Here is a 17,639-nt window from a genome sequence, read left to right on the forward strand (position 1 = left end):
ATGATCGAAAAATTCATGCGCGCCCCGTATCGCGAGGGTGCACGGGGGCCTATTGCCTTCGATTGCTGGGGGTTGTGCATTGCCGTGCGCCATGAGGTGTTCGGCCTGCCGCTGCTGCCCAGCCTCGGCGCCGTGGGCAAGAACAAGCTCAGGGCCAACACCGCCGCCTACCACGACCTGCGCCAGGGCATGGAGGAATGCGCGCCGGAGCCTGGCGCCATTGCCGCCGTGTTCCGGGGCGCGCTGTGCCTACACGTCGGCGTGGTGGTGGAAAGCGAGGGCCGGCTGAAGGTGCTGGACACAAACCCCGGCGGCGCATGCCTCCGGACGACTGGCGAGTTCGAAGCCGCTCACCCGAGGGTGGTGTATTACCGATGATCGAATTTTATCCGAACAAGCTGAGCAACACGGCTCCACTCGGCACGTGGAAGACCGACCGCCGTATGACGATCGAGGAGTGGCTGAAGAGCCAGGCCCAGTCGTACGAGCGCCGGGAAAGCCCGCCATTCAGCGTGGTGCTGAATGACGAGATCATCGGCCATCACCTATGGCACAAGGTGAAGTTCAAGCCGTCCGACCTGCTGCAGATCTACCGAGAGCCAAAAGGTCTTGAGCAGGCTTTCATGGCGGTTACCCTATTCGCAGGGGTTAAGGCGGTCTCCAAGCTGCTCACGCCCAAGATGCCCGGCATGCCATCCAGCGCCGGCACCCAGCAGGGCGATCCACTGACCGAGGCCAGCGCCAAGGGCAACAAGGTCAAGCTGGGCGAGCCAGTTCGCCAGATCGCAGGGCACCAGCGGGTCTATCCGTCTTACCTGACCCAGCCCCGCCGGGCGCATGTCGCGCCGCGTGATCAGCGCGTGGAAATGCTGCTGTACATCGGCGAAGGCGAGTACGAGGTACCGCTGGCTAAGGTCAAGGTTGGCGAAACCCCGCTGATATCCCTGGGGTCCGATGCAACCTTCACGATTTACCCGCCAGGTGCTGATCTGTCGGGCGACCCAGCCCACATCAACTGGTTCAACGTTCCTGAGGTAGGGGCAAGCTCCAGCGGTTCGGCCGGCCTGGAACTGACCATGGCCACCGACCTCACCAGGTCGGCCACGGCTTCGGCGTACCAGTTCGTCGGCGATACGATCAGCGTGCCGGCCGGCTCAGGCCAGTTCCCGGCCGACTGGTCGAACGGCATCATCGTTCGGGTGCTTGCGCCGTATACCTACACGGTGATCGACGGTGGCGCAGGCCGCGACATCATCCGTGGCCCGCTGGAGATGCTGAATCCCACGGCTGGGATGCTCATTGAGGTGGCCGGGGCGAACGCTGGCCTGTACGTCGTGCACAGCTACACGCCTTACAGCCCGGCTGTACCTGCCGACCCGGGCACGGCATCTACGCTAACCGGCTCTGCGGCTCCGAGCCGCTACGATTTCAACGTGACGCCGCTCAGCTTCAGCCTGGCGCGCGGCAGTTCGACCTACCCGGTGACGCTGAATACGGCGACCACCGACCTGGCCGGGCTGGTGACTGCGCTGAATGCCCAACTGAGTGGTTCGCCTATCCAGGCGCAGCAGAGCAGCGGGCGCGTGCGGTTTGTCGAACTGACCCCGTTCACCGGGCAGGGCATCACCGCCACCGGCGCATCCACAATCCTGGGGTCTTCCCCGGTCGGTGCCACAGGCACAGCCACCACCAGCGGCACGCCTGAGCAGCCTGCCGAGATGACCCTGAACTATGACGGCGGCTCGCCGGTGGTTGGCCTTGCCCTGGGGCAGGGGCTGGCCACGATTGGCCCCCGCGGCCTGCGCTACAGGATCACCGCCTACAGCACGAACCTGCTGGCGGTCGAGCGCCTCTCATCGTCCGGCGCGACCGATGCAGGCTGGCCTGGCTTCAACGCCATGCAAACGGTCAATGGCCTGATCACGCTGGACGCCTCCAACCTGCAGGGTGGGTATCGAGGGCCGTTTGCCTGCTGCCCGGCCAACGAGAAGGTGACCGAGCTTGAATGGTCGATCACCTACGCCAATGGCCTGTGCGGCATCGGCCGGGAAGGGCAGATTTACGAGATTCCGACCTACTACGTGTTCGAGTACCGCGACATTGACGTGGCGGGTGCGTGGACTGAGCTCGAGCAAGTGAACTGGGGGGGCTCCCTGGATGCTCAGGGGTTCACCGTCAGGATTTCGCTTCCCTACGCGATGCGCGCCGAGGCCAGGGTGCGGAAGCTCTACAAGGACCGGCCGGGCCGAATCAACGACGAGGCCCGAGACGACGCCACCTGGACCGACCTGCGGGGGCGCATGCAGAACTCGCCAACCAGCTATCCAGGTTTGACGGTGATGACCTGCAACATCAGGGGCGGCGACCGTCTCTCTGCCCAGTCCGAAAGCCAAGTAAGCGCAGAGGCAACCCGCATCCTACCGCTGATGGAAGGCGGTACCGGGCCAACCCGCGACATCGTGCCCTGGTGCATCTACCAGCTGAAGCAGCGCGGCTATACGAACGACGACCTAGACCTGCCCGAGTGGCAGGCCTTCCACAACACCTGTGTTGCCCGGGGTGACACCTACGACGAGACGCTGGAGTCGACGATCACCGTCAAGGACATGATCAACAACGCGCTGGCGTGCGGGTTCGGGGAGCTGGTGACCTTCCGGGGCCTGTTACGCCCGGTTCGAGACAGTGCCCGGGCCGCGTTCGACGTTACCTACGGCCCGAAAACGCAGACCTACTCGCCACAGAATATGACCAAGATGCTCAAGATCAGCGGCGCCATGCCGTCGATCAACGACTTCGATGGGGTGGATGTGGAGTTCTTCTCGCGCACCACCTGGGCGTGGGAAACGGTCGAGTGCCGGTGGCCAGGTGACCTCGGCACCAAGGTCGAGAAGATCAAGATGCCTGGCATCAGCGACAGGACCAGGGCCTACCGTATCGGCATGCGCCGGCGTGGCCACCAGAAGTTCAGGACCGACATCTACACCTGGGAAACCGAGATGGACGGCAGCAACAGCGGCTACCTGAGCTTTGCAGCCGTTGCCGATGACTCTCCAAAGCGGTGCCAGAGCGCGATTCTGCTGGGCATCGAGGTGGCCGGGTCAGGAACGCTGTTGGCCTCATCGGAGCCGCTGGACTTCAGTGCCGGCGGCGAGCACCGGGTCGGCGTGCGCAGACTGGACGGCACTCTTTCCGGGCCGTGGACTGCCACGCAGGTGGATCAGTGCACGGTGCGGGTAGATGCGCTGGACTTCACGCCAGAGGTGGATGGATCGCTGGAACCTCCGCACATCCTGTTCGGCCCGGCCTCGCGCTGGGCCTACCCGGTGCTGATCACCAGTTCCGACCCAGCCAACGGCAACACGGCGATGAAGGGGATGCCTTACGACGCCAGGGTTTACACCTACGACGACCAGTTCCCGCCGGCATGACGCCGCAGCAGTTAGCAAGCCCGCCCTGTGCGGGCTTTTTTATTGAGGAAACAATATGACCGGCGCAGAGTCGCTTCAGCTCTTCCAGGAGCTTGTGGCCAATGGCAATGAGCTATTTCTGTCCGATGAGGACTTTGTCGTTATCAACGGCGTCACCAAGCCGACGCTGAAGAAGATCTACACCGAGTTTCTCGCAAGCAAAAACAGCTACCCGACGGTGGCCGATGGGCTCGCCGCAACAAGTGGTACTGGAACCAATAACCGGTTCTTCACCGTTCCAAGTGCCGGAGCCACCTATGAAACGCGTTATCGAAATGATGCCGGTGTTGCGGTTCCACTCGGTCGAGTTTCAAGCGCAGATGCGATAGAGGCAATTAATGGGCTCATTGCATCAAACACCAATGAAACGGAATTTGTAATTGTGACCACGGAAGAAGCTGACAAGGTGGCATCCCTATCTGAGCTGCGACTAACGACGCCAGCCTTTTCGATTGCCAGCGAAAACCCCATCACCTTCATAGGTGACGAAGAGGGTGGATCGGTTCTGTATGCCGACGACAAGGATTTTCGTCTCGGCCCTCTGGACATGCGTTATACGGACCTGCCCGGGATTTTGGTGACGACGGAAGAGAACGAAATCCTTCAGGATCTGGGAAACCCAGAGGAAAACACCTCTGAGCAGTCCGTCCCCTTCGAGGGAGGCCTGCTGTTCCACGACAAAATCGCGGTACCTGAACAAGGTCAGATGGCAATCCATGTCAGCGAATTGCTGGTGCATCGCGACCGTTTCCAGTCGGTGGTGGCCGCGCTTGATAGCATGACCACCAGCGCTATCACCGAGGGTAGCGTGCTGCATCTCGAGGGCGGCAAGTTCGGTAGTTCGGCCGCCATCCGGCTTCGCTCGGACGCGGCTCAAGACACCAGACTGTCGATGCCACTCACGATCCTCAACGTGCCGCAGCAATCGTCTACCCCAGTAAAGGTGCTGGTCATTGGCGACAGCATCATGAACCGTCAGGGCGGGCAGTTCTTGAAGTTGTACCTGCAGGGCCTGGGTTTCAATCCGACTATGGTCGGCACCCTACGCGGATCCGCCAGCCCGACGAACAACGAGGACATGACCGGGGAATACGGCGAGGGCCGCGAAGGTTGGGAAACCGGCGATTTCACCGCTGACATCACTGATCGCCTTCAAATCGTCGAGCCCGGCACTGAAGCCGCGTACATGGCCATGGGCAAAGTCGAGAAACAGCGCAAGAACCCGTTTGTGCGCGCGGCCACGGGGGCCGACCCAGCCGACATCGTTCGCAACGGGTACGTGTTTGATGTCGCCTTCTACCAGTCCAGATTCGGCCTGGAGACGCCAGACGTGGTGGTCAATGCGTTGGGCACCAACAACGTGCGCGACCGTACTGCGGATGAGATCGGCAGCCAGATCTACGCTGACGACATGCTGATCTACAAGCAGATCCACGCAGCGTGGCCCAATGCTCGGATCGTGCGCTCGCTCCCAGGAACAGCGTTCAGCAGCCAGCGCAATGCCCTGTGGGTGACGCACTACGCACCGATGATTCGCTCCATGCGGAAAGCAATTTCGGATTACGCCAGTAGCAAGGTCTACATGGCTCCGACCTGGACGCACGTCAGCTCCGAGGCAGGCTATCCGCTGGCTACCTCTGCTCCAGACCAGGACGGTTTTATCTCGGGCAACTTCCTCAACCTCATTCACCCAGAAGGTGCCGGCCGGCATGGCCTGTACGAAGCGCTTGCGGCATACGTCGCGGCCGCAGCACTTCAACTCAACTGATTAAGGAAAGATTCTATGGGCGTTCAACTGATTGCGCGTAACACCACTGCACCTTGGAACACCAAGGTGGCCCCTCCGATCACCCGCGGCCTGGAAGGCTGGTTCACTCTGGATACCGACGCTCGTCGCTTCGGTTTCAACCGTGCCCCCGGCAAGCCAGACGCGACCATTGTGGGCGCGCCAAGTGCGTTTGCCGGTTACGGTCGCTTCAAGGGCAATGTGAACTACCTGCAGACCCAGATTGCGGACAGCGATGAAATGACGCTGATCGTTGTGGGCAAGGCTACCAACCCACTCGTTGCTGGTGTTGATTCGGTATTCCTGGCAGGCGCGCATTTGGGTCCAGTTTCAACGCCGGGTTTCACCGGAAACGCCTCTGGCGTCAACCTCTACCTTGACCACCCTACGCTGTTCAAAGGATCTGGCTCGCGGGACTCTGGCGCCGGCACTGCAAACGCATCCGCCGTATCCGGAACGGCAACCGCGACCAATGCTTGGGCTATCCGCAGCATCCGCGCCAAGTCGGCAGCAGCAACGTTGCTGATGGATCATACCGCTGGTGTAAAAGTCACGGGCACCGACCTGAATGCCCGGGTCCTTACCAGCAACAAGTACCGTATTGGGTCTGCTACTGCCGGGTTCACAGGCGACAGCGACATCAGTTTCGTGGCCATCCACTCTGCATACCTCACTGACTCCGAACTTGAGGCTCAGATTGTGCCTATCCGTAAACGGCTGGCGCGCCTGGGTATCGTCGCGTAGCCGTCCGCTGGCAAGTCAGGAGCCGCCTTGAGCGGTTTTTTTGTGCCTGAAATTCATGCAGCCCGCCTTGAGCGGGCTTTCTTTCGCCTGGAGAAATCATGTCCACACCGCGCGGTGTCCGCAACAACAACCCTGGCAACATCGATTTCAACCCCCGCAACGCCTGGCAAGGCCAGCTCGGCGTGGAGGTAGGCGTGGCCAGTCCGCGCTTCGCCCGTTTTGATCAGGCCGAAAACGGTATTCGCGCCCTTGGCAAGCTGCTGCTCAACTACCGGGGCAAGGACGGCATGCCCGGAGTTGGCCGTCCGGGGATCGATACACCGCTGGAATTCATCAGCCGCTGGGCGCCTTCTAGCGAGAACAACACGCTGGCTTACGCGCAGGCCATCGCCAAGCGGCTCGGGGTAGGGGTGCGCGACTCCATAGACATCTCCAAGCCAGGGGTTCTGCGGGAGGCAGTGGTGGGCATCATCGTCCACGAGAACGGCGGTAACCCCTACAAGGCCGAGGTGATCGACGAAGGTATTCGGCGGGCGCTGGCATGAAGGGCTGGGCCATATTGACGTTTGCTGTACTGCTGGCATCCCATTGGGCGGCCTATCAGCACGGTCGCTCGGTGGAGCGAGCGAACGCCGGAGAGGCATCAGCGCAACGAGACAGCGGTGACCTGCTTGCCGAGGTGATCGGCGAACGGGATGCCCGCCAGGAAGAACAACGACGCGCTACGGCGCAGGAGGAGGCGAGAGCCCATGCCCAGGAAGAACGAACGATTGCTGATGCTGGCGCTGCTGACGCCGATGCTTCTGGCCAGCGGCTGCGCAGTGAAACCACCCAATTCGCTGCCGCCGTCAGTTGCCCCGGCCAGGATACCGCCGTTATCGCCAGAGGCCAGACAGCCACCCGCGCCGCCATGGTGCTCTCCGACCTGCTCGCACGGGCTGATGAAAGAGCGGGAGAGCTGGCGGCAGCGTTTGACCAGGCCAGAGTTGCCGGCCAGCAGTGCGAGCGCGAGTACGACGCCCTGAGATTCGCAGGCAAGAAGTAGGACGATTAGCCCTCAGTAAGCTCGACGAAGTCTACCTCTTCTGAATAGTAACCGTTCGATTCACCAAACCAGCGAAGAACGACCATCCCTTTTACAGTGCCGATTCGGTAAAAGGTCCAAGTCTGACTTAGCTGCGTCAGCCGGTCTTGCGCGTTACTTGGCGTACCTGGGCTTGTGGTTTTTTCTGCCGTTGTGATTGGGGATCCTACGACGTCAGAAATGTCGCCCTCAATGTCGTCAAGCGATACCTCCTCGGAGCAGAGATCATAGTGATGCATACTGAACGATCGACCGCAGGCAGCGAGCAGCATGATCATGCTAGAGCCTTTCTCGGCCTGAAGGACCTCACTGAGGGTGATACCTATCAGTTGATCAAAGGCGATCGGGGTTTCCTTGGGCATGCGAGATCCTCAGAAGTGTTCGTTAAGTATAATCACTGCCAGTACCCCACAGGCGAGAAAGCCACCTGGATCACCATCGCTACCCAGCAGCGCAAGGCAGGAACCTCCGCCGTCGTGGTGCTCGGGGGATTGCTTGAAGAGGCTGACCGAATGGCGGGAAGTCTCGCAGAAGCGTTTGCGCGAAGTCGAATAGCGGGGCAGGTATGCGAAGCGGCCTATGCAGCCTTGGTCAAATAGAAGGGGCAGGGCGCATGAGGACCGGTCGGACACAATTTCTTTTTGATATGATTATCTCGCTAGCAGGGGGAGCCACGGAGAAAGGTGCTATCTATCAAGACCGCGTCGAGTCCAAAATCTGGTTGAAGGCTTAGCCAAGGTTTGTGCTCTCGGAGCTACCTCCCAGCTCTACCGTCAAGGCGCATTAACCAGACGCTTATGAGCCAGGGGCGATTCATACTGGTTCATCCCGCTTGGCTGTGTCTTACCCCGAAGATCCTGTCGTCACAAATAACAACGGAATGTCCGCATCCTGCGGTAAAAAACTAGGAGTACATATGGCTAAAAGAACGAAGGTGTCACCGGGCGATTACGGTGGAGCAGCCGGCTTTCGCCCTATCGGCACCATCCTTTTCTGGGGTTTTTGGTCGCCGATTCTCTACATCATCTTTATGCCTTGGTTGAGTTTCTCGGTCGTCAAATTTTGGGCAGATCCCATATTCGCAGGGTTCTTCAATGCTATGGCCTCGTCAGGCTGGCTAATCGCCTCAGTACTCGTATTCTCGTGGGCCGCCTATACGCTCGTCACCGGCTATTACCGTCAGCACCAGGCCAGGAAAAAGTCCAGCGCGCCCCATGCTGCGAACAAGGTGCAGTAAAACGCAGGCCGTTGAACTCATATAGGAGGGCCTCTGGTGTCCTCCTTTAGGTACATCGAAAGCACGGCCACAGGGCCTGCCTGGCTGGTTGATTTACAGTCGACTAGTTCAACCTCATTCCCTGACGGCTGCTGAAGAAGTCGAGCGCTTGCGACTCGAGGCTGAATCGCTAATGGAGGCCGTGCAGGAGTATCAATGCCAGGCACTCGGCGGCCCAGCCCAGATTAGCCACTGATTTTACCCTTGGTATGACTCCGGTGGCATGCCTCCCCAGGTTGGAGATGGTCCACCGAGCTGCCGGTTTGTCAGTTCGGTGAGCTCTACGTTTACTCTGGACAAATCCCAAGTCAGCCGTTCAATCCTACTGTTCAGTTGGGTGATCTGATCGGCCTGGGTCTGGTTGATCGCCACCAGCTTCTCGATGTTTTTCCTTGCCCTGGAGAGGCCCTGTTGCAACTGCTCGTTCTCTCCTTGGAGCAGGAGTGCATGCTGTTCCAGCATTTCCATGGGCGTGGGCATGCCCAGCGCGAAGCTGTCGTCTTCGATGATCACGGTGCCACCTACCTGTACTGTTTGGATATACAGTAATCGAGGTAGGGTAATTCTGACCAGCGCTGGGTGATGAGCTGTAGGGGAGGGGGTGTGTTCGGCCGGCAGAACGCCGCAGGAGGGATGGACAGGGCCAGTGACTTTCAAAGTGACTTTGCTCGGACCGGTTCGGCTTCGTTGGGCGTCGTTGCAGCGAGCACCAAGGAGAAAAGCCTGTATTTTCATGCAGCTACGTTAGCTTTACATGCATGGGGTGCAAGGGGTCGAGTGTTCGAATCACTCCGTCCCGACCAAAAATCCCTAAAAAATCCAGTCACTTCGCGGTGACTGGATTTTTTTATGGGCGGCTCTGCGCAAAATGGGCGCAAAACTATCCGGCGAATTCGCCACTATCCAGCTTCTGGTAGTTCCTGGTCATACCGTCAGTCGTATGCCCCGCGATCTTCTGGCCATCTTTCTCCGCCCGCTTGTTCAGGCCGGTCGCCACCAGCACGTCAAGGTTGTTCGAGTCCTCGTAGCCCGGGCTTGTGAGGAAGTGGCTGCGGCTGATGCTGTGTCGGTCTGAGCATTCAGCGCACAAGCCAAGGGTGAGCCAGAGCAGGCCGAGCTGCTTCTCGGTGGCTTCAATCATAGCTTTCTCCATGCATGCGCCGCCCTCGCTGGGGTGGCGTTATCGTCGATAGGAAAGGTTGTCTGAACTGCCAAACGCGCTGGCTGCCCAACGGAAGGCAATCCAGAGGCTGCTACGGGAGCAACAAGGGGTTGTGGCACAGTGGCGTGTTACGGATCGCTGAGGTTTCCAGCGTGGGATGCGGCGCTTTTCGATACTCATGAAGGAGAAACAGAACATGGCGACTCTTTCGAGATTGTTACTCATCGGCGTCAGCACAATCTTCGTCAGCTCGTTTAGCCATGCTCAGGCGGGCTCGGCTGCGGCCATCGCTGCCCATTCTCAAATCATGAGCGCGTTCGAGGCGTCGGTGGCGACCCATGCGGAGCCCAACTTTTCAATCTTGAAAGCGCTGGACTTCAAGTCCCAAAGCTATCAGGAGACGGTTCAGCGTCTTGGTGTTCGATTCACGTACCCACAAGGCTTTGAAATCGATGAGCAACGTGACCTGCTGTACGTTCTGCGGTACTCCAATGGCCGGCCTGCTCGCGCCGTGATTGAGAAGTACCGGTGGAGCTCTGGTGAATTGCTCTCGACCTACATCATTCCTGAGCCTCAGGCCTCGGTGTCCGAGGGCCTTGTGGTGACCCAGGAAGAGGGGGGCGATGTAGTCTTCCTGCGATCCGATAGCGCCCTCACGCGCTATCGTCTTGTAGATGATCAATCCGGTTTCGGCACCACGCAAAAGCTTGAGGCGGTTGCAAGCAACGTTGCCCAAAGTTTCTATCACAAAGGTGGCGAGTGGTATGTCGAAAAGTTCAAGACGCCGGAAGACGCGCTTGGGCAGAGCCGCGGCCAGTACTCGGTGCTCGACAGCAGCTTCAAACACGTTCGGGACGTGAATTTTGCGCCGCAGTACTCCGGCTACCGAAACTCCGAGCAGCTCAATCTACCCAAGCACCAGGGTTTCGCGGTAACAGATAACGGCTATGCAATGACCATGGGCGGCTATTGGTCGTCGCGCATGAAGGCAACCCCGTACCACTATTTCGGCGTGAACCTGTTTGACCGGCACGGCAAGATCGTCAAGTCGGAATACATTGCCCCTGAGGCCCTGGTTTCACAGCTATCAGCGATGGGGATTCAGGCTGACACTGTCGAGAACGAGGGCATTCAGGCCTTGAGCAACGGCAAATTGGTGACCTTGCAGGTGGTCCGCACGGGTAATCGGAGCGGGAAACTTCTATTCCTCACCCTGAGCCCTTGAACCCCCCCATTTTTTGGTCGTGATCTGCGGCAAGGCAATTTCGACTGAGGGCGCCGCCCTCGCCGGGGTGGCGCGATTCTGATTGGGCTAGAGTTGAGTCACGCTATCTGGGCTGTCGGTATCTGCGTATACCCTGGCAAGCACTGGATCTACGTAATGATGCCGGGAATCATAGGGTTCTTCAGCGCTTGGCCACCAGAGCTGCACGATAAGCGTTGAGGCGCTGGCCGGCCGCGCCGGAGTCAGCGCTGGCGCAACGCGGGCGAGTAGGGACGGCCAGGTGCCGGAGTCGACCACCTATGCCGAATGGAACGGGAAGCAATCGGCAGTGCGTCAGGACGAGATCCTCGGGCCGGAGCGCGGCAAGCTTCTGCGCCAAGGCAAGCTCAAAGAGTTCTACAACGACAAGGGCAGTTTTATTACTCTTGAGGATCTACGCCGGTTCGGATTAGCGGGGCGCAATAGGGCGGCCCGATGGCCCAGATCTGCAAAGCCCATGAGGCCGCTATGGCCGAGCGTGACAAGCGCGTAGATGAGCTGTCCCGGAAGGCCGCGACTACTGCTAACCAGGCTGCCGAGGCCCTGAATCGAGCACCGCCGTAGCTGCGCTACAAGTAAATGGACGCCGCTTGGTAGTGCGCAATCTCTTTTTGCAGCAATATGCAGTCCCTAATAGACATCTCAAGGAGTGAGGCGCGTGAAAGGGTTGTTTCAAGGAATCTGCATAGGGTTGTTGATCGTGATGGGTGCTGCCCATGCTGATGTTGGCCGCGAGGAAGAGCTGGATGATGCGGTCCGTCAGTTCGCAGCAAAGGTGGAGGCGGTGTGGCAGCAGTGCCTAAGTAGACCAGACGTGCACACTACGAATGATAGCGACATGTGTCTCTCCGCGATGGTGCGCACAAGTAACGAGAAAGTGGAGGTTAAGTACCAGGAAAAACTGGTTAAGGCTCAGCAAATGACTGAGAGTCCTGACATATTTTCATCTTATGAGAAAGTCCCTGTCATGCTTAAGGCTTCTCAGGTACGGTGGAAGGAATATGTCAAATCTGATTGTGATGGGATTTACGAAGAGAGCGTAGCTGGAACCGCTCGGTCTACCAATGCACTTTTGTGTGAGTACAAACACGCGCTCCAGCGACTGCGTGCACTCGACGGTTGGTACTAATATTAGTTGGGATACAACGTGCTTCTCAGGCACGATGCAGCCGGCGAATTTTCACCTCAAGGAGTGAGGCCAGTGAGGAGTTTGATTACTGCGATCTGTGTGGGGTCGTTGCTGGTAATGGATGCGGCCCATGCTGATGTCGGCCGAGAGGAAGCACTGGATGCGGCGGTGCGCCAGTTCGCGGCGAAGCTGGAGTCCGATTGGCAGAGCTGTTTGAACGGTTCGGAAACGGTCAAAAAATGGGGCTCGGGACGTTGCGCGTATTTGATGCTGCAAACGGCTAAAGATGCGGTGACACAGAAATACCGGGAGAAGTTTGCTACTGCTCAGGATTACGCAAACAAGGACTGGCTCCCGAAAGATGTCCCGGCCATGTTGCCGAAGGCGCAAGATGCGTGGGAGCAGTATGTCAGGGAGGATTGTGGTGTAGTTGCCGCGCAAACAACAGGGACCGCTAGCACTACCTATCAACTGATATGTGAGTATAAGCATCAAATTCAGCGACTGCACGCCTTGGACGAGTGGTGAACCCTGCCAACTTCTGCGCCTTAGTGTAGATTTGGTCGAGCGCTTTTTCTCAACGCTGGGCGAGAAATGGATCAAGCGGCAAGTACACGTTAGCGTCAAAGATCTAGAAGAGCAGTTGTGTGTAGGGGCGATGCAGTCAAACGGAAGGGTGGCAACTGTGTGTGGGTTGACAGACCGAGGGTACTGAGAGTCCCGGCGCACACAAAGGTGCCCCACGCACAGCTGCCATAACTGGCATTGCACATGCACTCAGTGACCCACGGTCTGTCAAAACCGTATCGCCGATTGGCAGCGACAGGCCGAGACTATGACTCACGTTTTGCGTGCGCAACGAAAAACAGGCGTCGCGAGTATCTTTGGGAAATGCCCTACAAGAAAGGGGCTAAATCTGATTTTTCAGCGGTTAGGCGTAACTACATGTATCGCGCTCACCGCACAGGGAAACGTAACTCCATGTGAGTGCACGGATATTCAGAATTAGTTTAAAGTTCGCGCCTCTACCATCTCAAAGGACTGAATTTGTGGTAAGTCAAAATGCCATCACCTGCCCACACTGTCAGGGTCAAAACGTACAGCTTCTTTCTGTCATTCATGCCGCCGGAACCTCTCATTTCCAAGCCACTCATGAGGCGCACTCAGGGTTCGGGCCGCGTGTAACGGTTGAAACAACCGGGCGCCAGCAGACTAATCTGAGCGCTAGCGTCGCACCTCCAGGCGCTAAACGTCTGCGTGGCCCGATAGTGCTTACAGTGGTGGGGGGCATCATCCTCTACGATGGGCTTAAATTGTCCTGGGAAGTGGACTGGACCAGGTTCTTCATTGGTGTCACGTTCATCACCATCGGTGTGATCGGATTTGTGCGGCACTGGCGGCACAACGTTGTGCAATATGATCAGTACGAAGAGTGGCGTCGTACCTGGCTGTGCCATGCCTGCAACATGAGATTCCAACCTTCCTAACGTACACCTCAATAGTCGTTAGAGCCCGCCTAGTGCGTAATGCTGTTCACTTAAGTTATTCATCGCCCTTAGTGGGGTCGCTTTGCGGCCCATCGCGACACAAGGCACCCTATGTAGAGCTCTGTGAGCGGCTCAACAAACTGGTGCCTGGTGACTTCGCCAAGAAGACGCTGCTAGTCACCACGGGTGCAGAGGCGGTTGAAAACGCGCTGAATATCGCCCGAGCGGCGACGGGGCGGACCGGGGTCATCGCGTTTACCGGCGGTTATCACGGCCGGACCATGATGACCCTGTCGTTGACCGGCAAAGTGGTTCCTTATTCTGCCGGGCTCGGCCTGATGCCTGGGAACGTCTACAGGGCGCAGTACCCCAACGAGCTGCAGGGCGTGAGCAGCGACGACGCCATCGCCAGCGTCGAGCGCATTTTCAAGAACGATGCCGCGCCCCAGGATATCGCGGCCATCATCCTCGAGCCGGTGCAGGGTGAGGGCGGATTCCATGTAGCGCCCAAGGACTTCATGCTGCGCCTGCGCAAGCTGTGCGACGAGCACGGCATCAAGTTGATCGCCGACGAGGTCCAGACCGGCGCTGGCCGTACCGGTACCTTCTTTGCGATGGAGCAGATGGGCGTTCACGCAGACTTGACCACGTTCGCCAAATCCATCGCTGGCAGGTTCCCGCTGGCCGGCGTGACCGGGCATGCCGAACTGATGGACAGCGTCGCGCCAGGTGGCTTGGGTGGGACCTACGCAGGTAACCCGCTGTCGTGTGTCGCCGCACTCGCTGTTCTCGATGTGTTCGAGGAAGAGAAGTTGCTCGACCGTGCCAAAGCGGTGGGCGAGTTGCTGGTCGCTGGGTTGAAGGATATCCAGTCACGTCACGCCACCCTGGGGCATATTCGCCAGCTGGGTGCGATGGTTGCCGTCGAACTGTTCGAAGGCGGCGATATCCACAAGCCTGCCAGCGCACTGGCCGCTCAAGTGGTCGCCAAGGCACTCGACAAGAACCTAATTCTGCTGTCGTGTGGCACCAACGCCAATGTGCTGCGAATTCTCGTGCCGCTGACGGCTTCGGACGAGCAGTTGCAGCGCGGCCTGGCGATCATCAACGACTGTTTTGAAGAGTTGGCCGGTTAAGCCTGGGCTTGAGCATCAACTAACGTGTGAGCCGGGGGCAGGGGCTGTGGATATTTGCAGTGCTCCCGCGTTCAACCTGAGCGATATGCTGCGGCCAGTCCGATGGTGGGGGTTCGCAGCAGGTAGCAAAGCGCTTGCTTAGGGCGGGTGGGATTCAGACGGCATCCCTTGGTCAGGATGGAATCTCACCGAAGCGAGCGAACCCTCATCTGCCCATTTGGGGACAGCAATCTGAAGCCCGTGGATTGCTGTCCCCTTTTTTGTTCTTCGCCGATGGTCGTGCGGAGAACAATTGGGCTTGCAGTGGCCATGCGGGCCTCTTCGCGGGTGTATCGCATCAACTGACTGGCATTGGGGCTTGTCCGCTACCACGGGGTTGGTGTTGCCCGTCGGGAAACACCTTGTCAGCGTCATGGATGGAACGGTGTTGCCTGAAGGATCTCGATGACCATCGGCCGATCACTCGGCGCATCGCTGAGCAACCGCGCGAGGTGCTGAAAGTCGACGGCACGTTCAGCAACGCAGCCAAAGCCACGCGCAATGGTGATGAAGTCAGGGGTGTAGATGTCCACGCCGATGGGCTGTATGTCTCGGCGCTCCATGTAATGCTTGATTTCCCCATAGCCGTAGTTGTTCCACAGCAGCACCACGATCCCAATCCGTGCCTCTACGGCGCTGGCGAGCTCAGGAAGGGTGAATTGCAGCCCACCGTCGCCGATCAAGCAGATTACCGGCGAGGTCGGGTCGGCAAGCCGGGCACCCATCGCTGCGGGCAAGCCGTAGCCCAGCGTGCCGAACCCGGTGGTGGAGTTGAACCAACGCCGGCTGCCTTTGGTGTTTACCAGGTGGTTGCCGGTATACACCGTCTGTGTGGAATCACCGACAAAGCGTGCCGACGGCAACACCTCGAGCACAGTGTCGAACAGCTGGCGGTAATTGCTCCAGGATTGTTGTTCAGCGTCCAGCTCGCGGCGTACCTCAGCGGTGCGCGATGCGCCGGCTCGCTCGGTGTTCAGTTGCCGATGCTCAAGCGCCCCGAGCATCCCCTCGATGGCCGCGGCTGCATCGGAACGAATGGCCAGGGTTGGGGTATGGTTACGCATCAGTTGCTCGGCATCGATATCAATGCGGATCAACTGGCCGTCAATGCAAAAGTTCTGGTCGAACACGATGTCGTGATCGGTTTCGCCCAGCTCGGTGCCGATCGCCAGCACCACGTCGGCGTCCTTGACCAGACGCCGTACCGGATCGAACGAGTGGTTGCTGCCCAGCAGCAGCGGATGGTTCGCGGCGAGCAACCCTTTGGCGTTGATGGTCAGTGCCGTTGGCGCGTCCAGCCTTTGCGCCAGTGCTTGCACCTGATCGTGCGCACCAACGCAACCTCCGCCGATCAGCAGTACCGGGCGCGCGGCGCTACTGAGCAGTGTTGCCGCATGTTCGAGCACCGCGGCACTGGCCGTGGGGCGCTCTATCACGACCCGTGGGCGCACCGTCAGGTGCTCGGCGCAGGCGGTGATGATGTCCAGCGGCAGTTCGATATGCACCGGGCGCGGGCGCTCACTGTCGAACACGGCGAACGCTCGCGCCAAAACAGCCGGCAATTCCTCGACACTGAGCAGGGTGTGGCTGAACGCCGTGACGCCTGCACTCATGCCTCTCTGATCGGGCAGCTCATGCAGGTAGCCATTGCCGTGAGCGAGGCGGGCACGTTCGTTCACACTGGAAATGACCAACATCGGAATCGAGTCCGCGTAGGCTTGGCCCATCGCCGTGAGAATGTTGGTCATGCCGGGGCCGGTGATGATGAAACAGACGCCAGGCTTGCCCAGCACGCGGGCGTAGCCGTCTGCCATGAAGCCTGCGCCCTGCTCGTGGCGTGGCGTGATGTGGCGTATTTGCGTCGAGGGCAGTCCGCGATAAAGCTCGACGGTGTGCACGCCTGGGATGCCAAAGACGGTGTCGACGCCCCACGCTTCAAGTTGTTTGACGAGAAATTCACCACAGGTGGTCATGACGACTCCTTGAGTCCAATAAGGTTGTAGTAATGAAGGTGCATATATTCAGTGCTCATTTTGCCGCCCAGGCGATAAACCGCTGCTCGAGGTCTTCGCCGTGGCTGACCCAGAAGTCGTTGTCCAGGGCGACAGATTGCGCCAGGTTCTCAGGCGACGTGTTCAATCGGTGGGCAATCGCTGGGTTCAGCAGTTCTGGTGTGTGCACGTTGGTCGAGCCGTAGCCCAGTTGCTCGGAGAGCTGTTTCTGTTGTTCTGGGCGTAGCGAGAATGCAATGAATTGCTCGGCCGTCGACTTGTTCTTGCTGCCTTTGGGGATGGCCCAGGCATCCATGTCGTAAATGCTGCCCGACCAGACCGTCTTCACATTGGCACCCGCATTTTGTGCGGAAAACACCCGGCCGTTGAATGCACTGGTCATTGCCACGTCGCCACTCGCCAGGTACTGCATCGGCTGTGCGCCGGCTTCCCACCATTGGATGAACGGCTTGATCTGGTCGAGTTTGCGGAACGCGCGATCCACGCCTTCTTTGGTCTCGAGCAGCGGGTAGATGTCTTTTGCCTCGACCCCGTCTGCGATCAATGCGATCTCCAGGGTGTACTTGGCGCTTTTGTGCAAGCTACGCTTGCCTGGGAATTTCTCGAGGTTCCAAAGGTCTGCCCAGCCGGTGGGCGCCGCGCTCAACTTGTCGGCGTTATAGGCCAGTACCGTCGACCACACCAACAGTCCTGCCCCGCATTCCGACAACGTACCGGGCAGGAAGCTCGATTGTGGGGCATTCTGCGAATGACTGAGTTTTTCGAACAGCCCCTCTTCGCAGCCGGTGATCAACTCTGCCCCGCCAACTTGCACGACATCCCAGTTGACACTGGCGGTGTCCACCATGACTTTGATCCTGCCCAATTCGCCGTTGTACTCGCCCGCAATCACCTTGTTGCCGGAGGTCACTTCGAACGGCTTGTAGAACGCCGTCGTTTGCACTTCCTTAGCTACGCCACCAAAAGAAATGACCGTCAGTTCGCTGGCGCTTGCGTTGCGCATGAGAAGTTCAAACAGGATGGCTGGGATGATTATTGTTTTTTTCATGTTAT

15 protein-coding genes, 1 tRNA gene and 2 pseudogenes are annotated in these 17,639 nt (G+C 58.9%); 13 read left to right on the forward strand and 5 right to left on the reverse strand.

Annotated features, from left to right (window positions below):
* From HU764_RS08695 to HU764_RS08720, 6 genes are all read left to right on the forward strand, one after another.
* The gene (locus HU764_RS08695) at positions 1-378 is read left to right on the forward strand and encodes a hypothetical protein (protein WP_186703227.1); all 378 of its coding nucleotides are present in this window, start codon (positions 1-3) and stop codon (positions 376-378) included.
* A complete protein-coding gene (locus HU764_RS08700; protein ID WP_186703226.1) occupies positions 375-3,428 on the forward strand; it encodes a host specificity factor TipJ family phage tail protein in 3,054 nt (1,017 codons plus the stop codon). The genes HU764_RS08695 and HU764_RS08700 overlap by 4 nt, the downstream gene beginning before the upstream one ends.
* A 55-nt stretch (positions 3,429-3,483) precedes the next feature.
* Complete coding sequence (locus HU764_RS08705) at positions 3,484-5,235, forward strand: SGNH/GDSL hydrolase family protein (protein ID WP_186703225.1); 1,752 nt, start codon at positions 3,484-3,486, stop codon at positions 5,233-5,235.
* A 15-nt stretch (positions 5,236-5,250) separates the two neighbouring features.
* Positions 5,251-5,997: a hypothetical protein gene (locus tag HU764_RS08710; RefSeq protein ID WP_186703224.1), complete on the forward strand. Its 747-nt coding sequence runs from the start codon at positions 5,251-5,253 to the stop codon at positions 5,995-5,997.
* A 98-nt stretch (positions 5,998-6,095) separates the two neighbouring features.
* Positions 6,096-6,542 carry a structural protein P5 gene (locus HU764_RS08715; protein WP_186703223.1) on the forward strand — a complete coding sequence of 149 codons (447 nt, stop codon included), beginning with the start codon at positions 6,096-6,098 and terminating at the stop codon, positions 6,540-6,542.
* A complete protein-coding gene (locus tag HU764_RS08720; RefSeq protein ID WP_186703222.1) occupies positions 6,539-7,042 on the forward strand; it encodes a DUF2514 domain-containing protein in 504 nt (167 codons plus the stop codon). The genes HU764_RS08715 and HU764_RS08720 overlap by 4 nt, the downstream gene beginning before the upstream one ends.
* A 5-nt stretch (positions 7,043-7,047) precedes the next feature.
* On the opposite strand, the gene HU764_RS08725 is transcribed toward HU764_RS08720, so the two are convergent.
* On the reverse strand, positions 7,048-7,443 hold the full coding sequence (locus HU764_RS08725) for a DUF7448 domain-containing protein (protein ID WP_186703313.1): 396 nt from the start codon (positions 7,441-7,443) through the stop codon (positions 7,048-7,050).
* A gap of 51 nt (positions 7,444-7,494) precedes the next feature.
* On the opposite strand from HU764_RS08725, the pseudogene HU764_RS08730 reads away from it, so the two are divergent.
* Positions 7,495-7,680, forward strand: a pseudogene (locus HU764_RS08730) (DUF2514 family protein); the annotation flags it as partial.
* 317 nt (positions 7,681-7,997) lie between these two features.
* Positions 7,998-8,318 carry a hypothetical protein gene (locus HU764_RS08735; protein ID WP_186703221.1) on the forward strand — a complete coding sequence of 107 codons (321 nt, stop codon included), beginning with the start codon at positions 7,998-8,000 and terminating at the stop codon, positions 8,316-8,318.
* A 237-nt stretch (positions 8,319-8,555) separates the two neighbouring features.
* Here HU764_RS08735 and HU764_RS08740 read toward each other — a convergent pair whose 3' ends face one another.
* A complete protein-coding gene (locus HU764_RS08740) occupies positions 8,556-8,870 on the reverse strand; it encodes a hypothetical protein (protein WP_186703220.1) in 315 nt (104 codons plus the stop codon).
* A 174-nt stretch (positions 8,871-9,044) separates the two neighbouring features.
* Here HU764_RS08740 and HU764_RS08745 point away from each other — a divergent pair.
* Positions 9,045-9,160, forward strand: a tRNA-Pro gene (locus HU764_RS08745).
* 77 nt (positions 9,161-9,237) lie between these two features.
* Here the strand turns inward: HU764_RS08745 and HU764_RS08750 are convergent.
* The gene (locus tag HU764_RS08750; protein WP_186680082.1) at positions 9,238-9,498 is read right to left on the reverse strand and encodes a hypothetical protein; all 261 of its coding nucleotides are present in this window, start codon (positions 9,496-9,498) and stop codon (positions 9,238-9,240) included.
* A 217-nt stretch (positions 9,499-9,715) separates the two neighbouring features.
* Between HU764_RS08750 and HU764_RS08755 the strand changes: the two genes are divergently transcribed.
* The 4 genes and pseudogenes from HU764_RS08755 to HU764_RS08770 form a co-directional block, all read left to right on the forward strand.
* The gene (locus HU764_RS08755) at positions 9,716-10,744 is read left to right on the forward strand and encodes a hypothetical protein (RefSeq protein ID WP_186703219.1); all 1,029 of its coding nucleotides are present in this window, start codon (positions 9,716-9,718) and stop codon (positions 10,742-10,744) included.
* Positions 10,745-11,441: 697 nt separating this feature from the next.
* Entirely contained in the window at positions 11,442-11,912 is a 471-nt protein-coding gene (locus HU764_RS08760; RefSeq protein WP_186703218.1) for a lysozyme inhibitor LprI family protein, read from the forward strand.
* Between the two features lie 72 nt (positions 11,913-11,984).
* Positions 11,985-12,440, forward strand: coding sequence for a lysozyme inhibitor LprI family protein (locus HU764_RS08765; RefSeq protein WP_186679941.1), 456 nt, complete (start codon positions 11,985-11,987; stop codon positions 12,438-12,440).
* Between the two features lie 1,066 nt (positions 12,441-13,506).
* A pseudogene (locus HU764_RS08770) lies at positions 13,507-14,535 on the forward strand (aminotransferase class III-fold pyridoxal phosphate-dependent enzyme); the annotation flags it as partial.
* A gap of 410 nt (positions 14,536-14,945) precedes the next feature.
* Here HU764_RS08770 and HU764_RS08775 read toward each other — a convergent pair.
* Together HU764_RS08775 and HU764_RS08780 are read right to left on the reverse strand one after the other, a co-directional pair.
* Positions 14,946-16,547, reverse strand: a complete 1,602-nt coding sequence (locus HU764_RS08775) for a 5-guanidino-2-oxopentanoate decarboxylase (protein ID WP_186679938.1) — start codon at positions 16,545-16,547, stop codon at positions 14,946-14,948.
* Positions 16,548-16,602: 55 nt separating this feature from the next.
* Positions 16,603-17,634, reverse strand: a complete 1,032-nt coding sequence (locus HU764_RS08780) for an ABC transporter substrate-binding protein (protein WP_186679935.1) — start codon at positions 17,632-17,634, stop codon at positions 16,603-16,605.
* Positions 17,635-17,639: the final 5 nt, after the last annotated feature.

The sequence above is a fragment of the Pseudomonas kermanshahensis genome, from assembly GCF_014269205.2.
Classification (GTDB): domain Bacteria; phylum Pseudomonadota; class Gammaproteobacteria; order Pseudomonadales; family Pseudomonadaceae; genus Aquipseudomonas; species Aquipseudomonas kermanshahensis.

Bases quoted from the DNA above. Each gene is read 5' to 3' on its own strand.
- HU764_RS08725 (WP_186703313.1), bottom strand. From the start codon at position 7,443: ATGCCCAAGGAAACCCCGATCGCCTTTGATCAACTGATAGGTATCACC.
- HU764_RS08775 (WP_186679938.1), bottom strand. From the start codon at position 16,547: ATGACCACCTGTGGTGAATTTCTCGTCAAACAACTTGAAGCGTGGGGC.
- HU764_RS08720 (WP_186703222.1), top strand. From the start codon at position 6,539: ATGAAGGGCTGGGCCATATTGACGTTTGCTGTACTGCTGGCATCCCAT.
- HU764_RS08700 (WP_186703226.1), top strand. From the start codon at position 375: ATGATCGAATTTTATCCGAACAAGCTGAGCAACACGGCTCCACTCGGC.
- HU764_RS08695 (WP_186703227.1), top strand. From the start codon at position 1: ATGATCGAAAAATTCATGCGCGCCCCGTATCGCGAGGGTGCACGGGGG.
- HU764_RS08750 (WP_186680082.1), bottom strand. From the start codon at position 9,498: ATGATTGAAGCCACCGAGAAGCAGCTCGGCCTGCTCTGGCTCACCCTT.
- HU764_RS08710 (WP_186703224.1), top strand. From the start codon at position 5,251: ATGGGCGTTCAACTGATTGCGCGTAACACCACTGCACCTTGGAACACC.
- HU764_RS08705 (WP_186703225.1), top strand. From the start codon at position 3,484: ATGACCGGCGCAGAGTCGCTTCAGCTCTTCCAGGAGCTTGTGGCCAAT.
- HU764_RS08715 (WP_186703223.1), top strand. From the start codon at position 6,096: ATGTCCACACCGCGCGGTGTCCGCAACAACAACCCTGGCAACATCGAT.
- HU764_RS08735 (WP_186703221.1), top strand. From the start codon at position 7,998: ATGGCTAAAAGAACGAAGGTGTCACCGGGCGATTACGGTGGAGCAGCC.
- HU764_RS08755 (WP_186703219.1), top strand. From the start codon at position 9,716: ATGGCGACTCTTTCGAGATTGTTACTCATCGGCGTCAGCACAATCTTC.
- HU764_RS08780 (WP_186679935.1), bottom strand. From the start codon at position 17,634: ATGAAAAAAACAATAATCATCCCAGCCATCCTGTTTGAACTTCTCATG.